The sequence below is a fragment of the Vibrio sp. V03_P4A6T147 genome (assembly GCF_002241085.1).
Lineage (GTDB): Bacteria > Pseudomonadota > Gammaproteobacteria > Enterobacterales > Vibrionaceae > Vibrio > Vibrio anguillarum.
Genome location: NZ_NDIO01000247.1, coordinates 1 through 4,368 on the forward strand (window position 1 = coordinate 1; position 4,368 = coordinate 4,368).

Consider the following 4,368-nt stretch of genomic DNA (forward strand, 5'->3'; position numbering starts at 1 on the left):
ATACATGATTTATCTCAGTATCCTTAGTTCAAAACTGGTAGAGACTGACGGCATTAAGAGTAGATCGAAAACGATCTAATAAAGAGAGATTCCTGACACATGATAACTAAGCTACTGACAAAGGTTATTGGCAGTCGCAATGACAGAACGCTGCGCCGCCTTAAAAAAATTGTCAAAGAGATCAACAGCTACGAGCCTACTTTTGAAGCACTAACTGATGAAGAATTAAAAGCCAAAACGGTTGAGTTTCGTCAACGTTTAGAGCAAGGTGAAACCTTAGACCAATTACTTCCTGAAGCATTTGCCACCGTGCGTGAAGCGTCCAAGCGCGTATATGGTATGCGTCACTTCGACGTACAGTTGATCGGCGGTATGGTTCTCAACGCGGGTCAAATCGCAGAAATGCGCACTGGTGAAGGTAAAACGTTAACCGCGACTTTACCTGCGTATCTCAATGCCTTGCCTGGCAAAGGCGTGCACATTGTTACTGTCAACGATTATCTTGCTAAACGTGACGCAGAAACAAACCGCCCACTGTTTGAGTTTTTAGGCATGACGGTCGGTATTAACGTACCCAATATGCCACCACAAGAGAAAAAACTTTCTTATCAAGCCGATATTCTTTACGGGACCAATAACGAGTTTGGTTTCGATTACTTACGCGACAACATGGCTTTCCGCAAAGAAGACCGTGTACAGCGTGAACGTTTCTTTGCTGTAGTCGATGAAGTGGACTCGATTCTTATTGATGAAGCGCGAACGCCGTTGATCATCTCGGGTCCTGCAGAAGATAGTTCTGAGTTGTACATCCGCATTAATACCCTCATTCCACTTCTGCAAAAGCAAGATAAAGAAGATTCTGAAGAGTATCGTGGTGATGGTCACTACACGGTTGACGAAAAATCAAAACAAGTTCATTTGACTGAAACGGGTCAAGAATTTGTTGAAGAGTTAATGGTGAAAAATGGTTTGATGGAAGAGGGCGATACTCTTTATTCACCCACGAACATTAGCTTACTTCACCACGTCAATGCCGCATTGCGTGCGCATGTGTTATTTGAGAAAAACGTTGATTACATCGTGACAGAAGAGGGCGAAGTGGTCATCGTTGATGAGCACACTGGCCGCACCATGCCAGGTCGTCGCTGGTCTGAAGGTTTACACCAAGCTGTCGAGGCGAAAGAAGGTGTTAAAATCCAAAACGAGAACCAGACTCTTGCGTCGATCACTTTCCAAAACTATTTCCGTTTATACGAAAAACTTTCTGGTATGACGGGCACTGCCGATACCGAAGCGTTCGAATTCCAATCGATTTACGGTTTGGAAACCGTGGTGATCCCAACCAATAAACCTATGGTTCGTGATGATATGCCTGATGTGGTGTATCGCACTGAAGCTGAAAAATTTGCGGCGATCATTGAAGACATCAAAGCGCGTGTTGCGAAAGGTCAGCCAACGCTAGTCGGTACGGTTTCGATTGAGAAATCTGAACTACTTTCTAATGCGTTGAAGCAAGCTAAAGTGAAACATAACGTGCTTAACGCGAAATTCCATGAAAAAGAAGCAGAAATTGTAGCGCAAGCGGGTATTCCGGGCGCGGTGACGATTGCGACTAACATGGCTGGTCGTGGTACTGATATTGTATTGGGCGGCAGCTGGCAGGCACAAATTGAGCAGCTAGAGAATCCAACACAAGAGCAGATCGATGAGATCAAAGCGAAGTGGAAAGAGGTTCATAACCAAGTGTTAGCCGCTGGTGGTCTGCACATTATTGGTACTGAACGCCACGAATCTCGTCGTATCGATAACCAGTTACGTGGTCGTTCTGGTCGTCAAGGGGATGCGGGTTCTTCACGTTTCTATCTATCGATGGAAGATTCACTGCTGCGTATCTTCACCTCAGATCGTATGGCAAGCCTTATCCAAAGTGGTATGGATGAAGGTGAAGCGATCGAAAGTAAGATGCTTTCTCGCTCGATTGAAAAAGCACAACGTAAAGTCGAAGGACGTAACTTTGATATTCGTAAACAGCTTCTTGAATACGATGATGTTGCTAACGATCAACGTAAAGTAGTTTATGAGCTGCGTGATGAGCTCATGGAAGCAGACGATATCAGCGAAATGATTGAGCAGAATCGTCAAGATGTTCTGACTTCCGTTATTGACGAATACATTCCGCCACAATCACTTGAGGATATGTGGGATGTTAAAGGATTGGAAGATCGTTTGAAAAACGATTTTGATTTAGAGCTGCCATTACAGCAATGGCTAGATGCTGATGATAAATTGTACGAAGAAGCGCTGCGCGAACGTATTCTTGAACAAGCGGTTAGTGTGTATCGTGAAAAAGAGAAAGCAGTTGGGGCTTCTGTTCTGCGTAATTTTGAAAAATCGGTCATGCTACAAACTCTGGATACCTTGTGGAAAGAGCATCTAGCGGCGATGGATCATTTGCGCCAAGGCATCCACCTACGTGGCTACGCGCAGAAAAACCCAAAACAAGAGTACAAGCGTGAGTCATTTGAGCTGTTTGAAGAACTACTGAATTCTTTAAAAACCGATGTGATTACTATCTTGTCGAAGGTGCGCGTACAACAGCAAGAAGAAGTTGAACGTATGGAAGCACAGCGTCAAGCGCAAGCGGAAGAAGCCGCGCGTCGCCAACAGTTCCAGCACCAAAGTGCCGACAGTTCGGTTGCAGATGAAGCTTCTGAAGATCAAGGGCACCAGCCTATGGTTCGTGAAGAGCGTAAAGTTGGTCGTAATGAGCCTTGCCCTTGTGGTAGCGGTAAAAAGTACAAACAGTGCCACGGACAGATCAACTAATCCCTTGAATGATCACCCCAAGAGTCGCTTAGGCGACTCTTTTTTTAACTCAATATTTCTCATCTTTCTTTTCTAGGTTGGGAAGTCGGCGAATCGGAGTCTTTATGAAACGTGTTCATATTGTTGCGGCTATTATCTTCAATAGCGATAAATCAGAAATTTACATTACCAAACGACCAGATCATCTTCACAAAGGCGGTTTTTGGGAGTTCCCTGGCGGCAAAGTTGAAGCGGGAGAAACGATTGAACAAGCCATTTTCCGCGAGCTAGATGAAGAGATTGGTATTCATATTACTGAGCAATCTCCTTACCAATACCTTGAGTTTGACTATTCAGACAAGTCCTTAACTTTTGATTTTATTTGCGTGACACAATTTGATCATCAGCCGTATGGTAAAGAAGGGCAGCAAGGAGAATGGGTAGCGGTTTCTGAGTTGGCAAACTATTCATTTCCTGAAGCCAATACGCCCATCGTCGAGCGCGTCATGAAAGAGTTTGCCTAAGTCGCTAGCCACCACAAGCAAATGTTGATAGTTTACAGAAACACCTTGAACGAAGAGAAACGATGCAAGCTTAAGCTGATGTCGTCACAATGGAGAATAACGCAATGGTGAGAATTGCGATTGCAGGAGCGGCGGGTCGAATGGGCCGCAATTTGGTGAAAGCCACTTATCAAAATAACCATGCTCGAGTGGGTGCGGGCTCAGAGCGTCCTGAGTCCTCGTTGGTTGGTGTTGATATCGGTGAGTTATGCGGTGAAGGGCGATTTGATATCGCGTTGGTGGATAACCTAGAGAATGCCGTAGATAACTTCGATGTCATCATTGATTTTACAGCTCCTGTGAGCACCTTAGCCAATATTGAGTTATGTAAAAAACACGGTAAGAAGCTAGTGATTGGCACAACGGGCTTTTCTGAAGCAGAAAGAGCACAAATCAATGCTGCCGCACAACAGATTGCGATTGTCATGGCTCCTAACTACAGCGTTGGGGTTAACCTTGTTTTCAAATTGCTTGAAAAAGCGGCTAAAGTGATGGGTGATTACTGTGATATTGAGATCATTGAAGCACACCATCGTCATAAAGTGGATGCTCCGTCAGGAACCGCAATTGGCATGGGAGAGGCGATTGCTAATGCTATGGGTAACCAACTGAGTGACGTTGCCGTCTATGCGCGAGAAGGTATTACCGGTGAACGTACTAAAAATGAGATTGGTTTTGCTACGATTCGTGCTGGCGATATCGTGGGTGAGCATACCGCGATGTTCGCTGATATCGGTGAACGTGTAGAAATCACCCATAAAGCGACGGATCGTATGACTTTTGCCAATGGTGCAGTGAGAGCAGCGGTTTGGCTTGCTGATAAACCTGCGGGTTTTTATAGCATGACTGACGTGTTAGGTTTGAACGATCTTTGATTACATAATTATGCGTCAGTGTTTGCTGGCGCATCTTTGTTACACCTCTTTTTACCGATTTAATTATCTCTCTTTATTTTCACTTTACTGACTTACTTTTGTTGTATTTTTAGTTGGTATTGCTT

The 4,368-nt window shown here is 44.6% G+C and carries 3 protein-coding genes; all 3 read left to right on the plus strand.

The window, feature by feature from the left end:
* Positions 1-99: 99 nt before the first annotated feature.
* Positions 100-2,826 carry a preprotein translocase subunit SecA gene (secA, locus tag B9J84_RS09710; RefSeq protein WP_013856087.1) on the plus strand — a complete coding sequence of 909 codons (2,727 nt, stop codon included), beginning with the start codon at positions 100-102 and terminating at the stop codon, positions 2,824-2,826.
* A gap of 104 nt (positions 2,827-2,930) precedes the next feature.
* Positions 2,931-3,329 (plus strand): 8-oxo-dGTP diphosphatase MutT, encoded by a 399-nt coding sequence (gene mutT, locus B9J84_RS09715; protein WP_064625868.1) that lies wholly within the window; start codon positions 2,931-2,933, stop codon positions 3,327-3,329.
* Positions 3,330-3,433: 104 nt separating this feature from the next.
* Entirely contained in the window at positions 3,434-4,243 is an 810-nt protein-coding gene (gene dapB / locus B9J84_RS09720; protein WP_026027267.1) for a 4-hydroxy-tetrahydrodipicolinate reductase, read from the plus strand.
* The last annotated feature ends 125 nt before the right edge of the window (positions 4,244-4,368 follow it).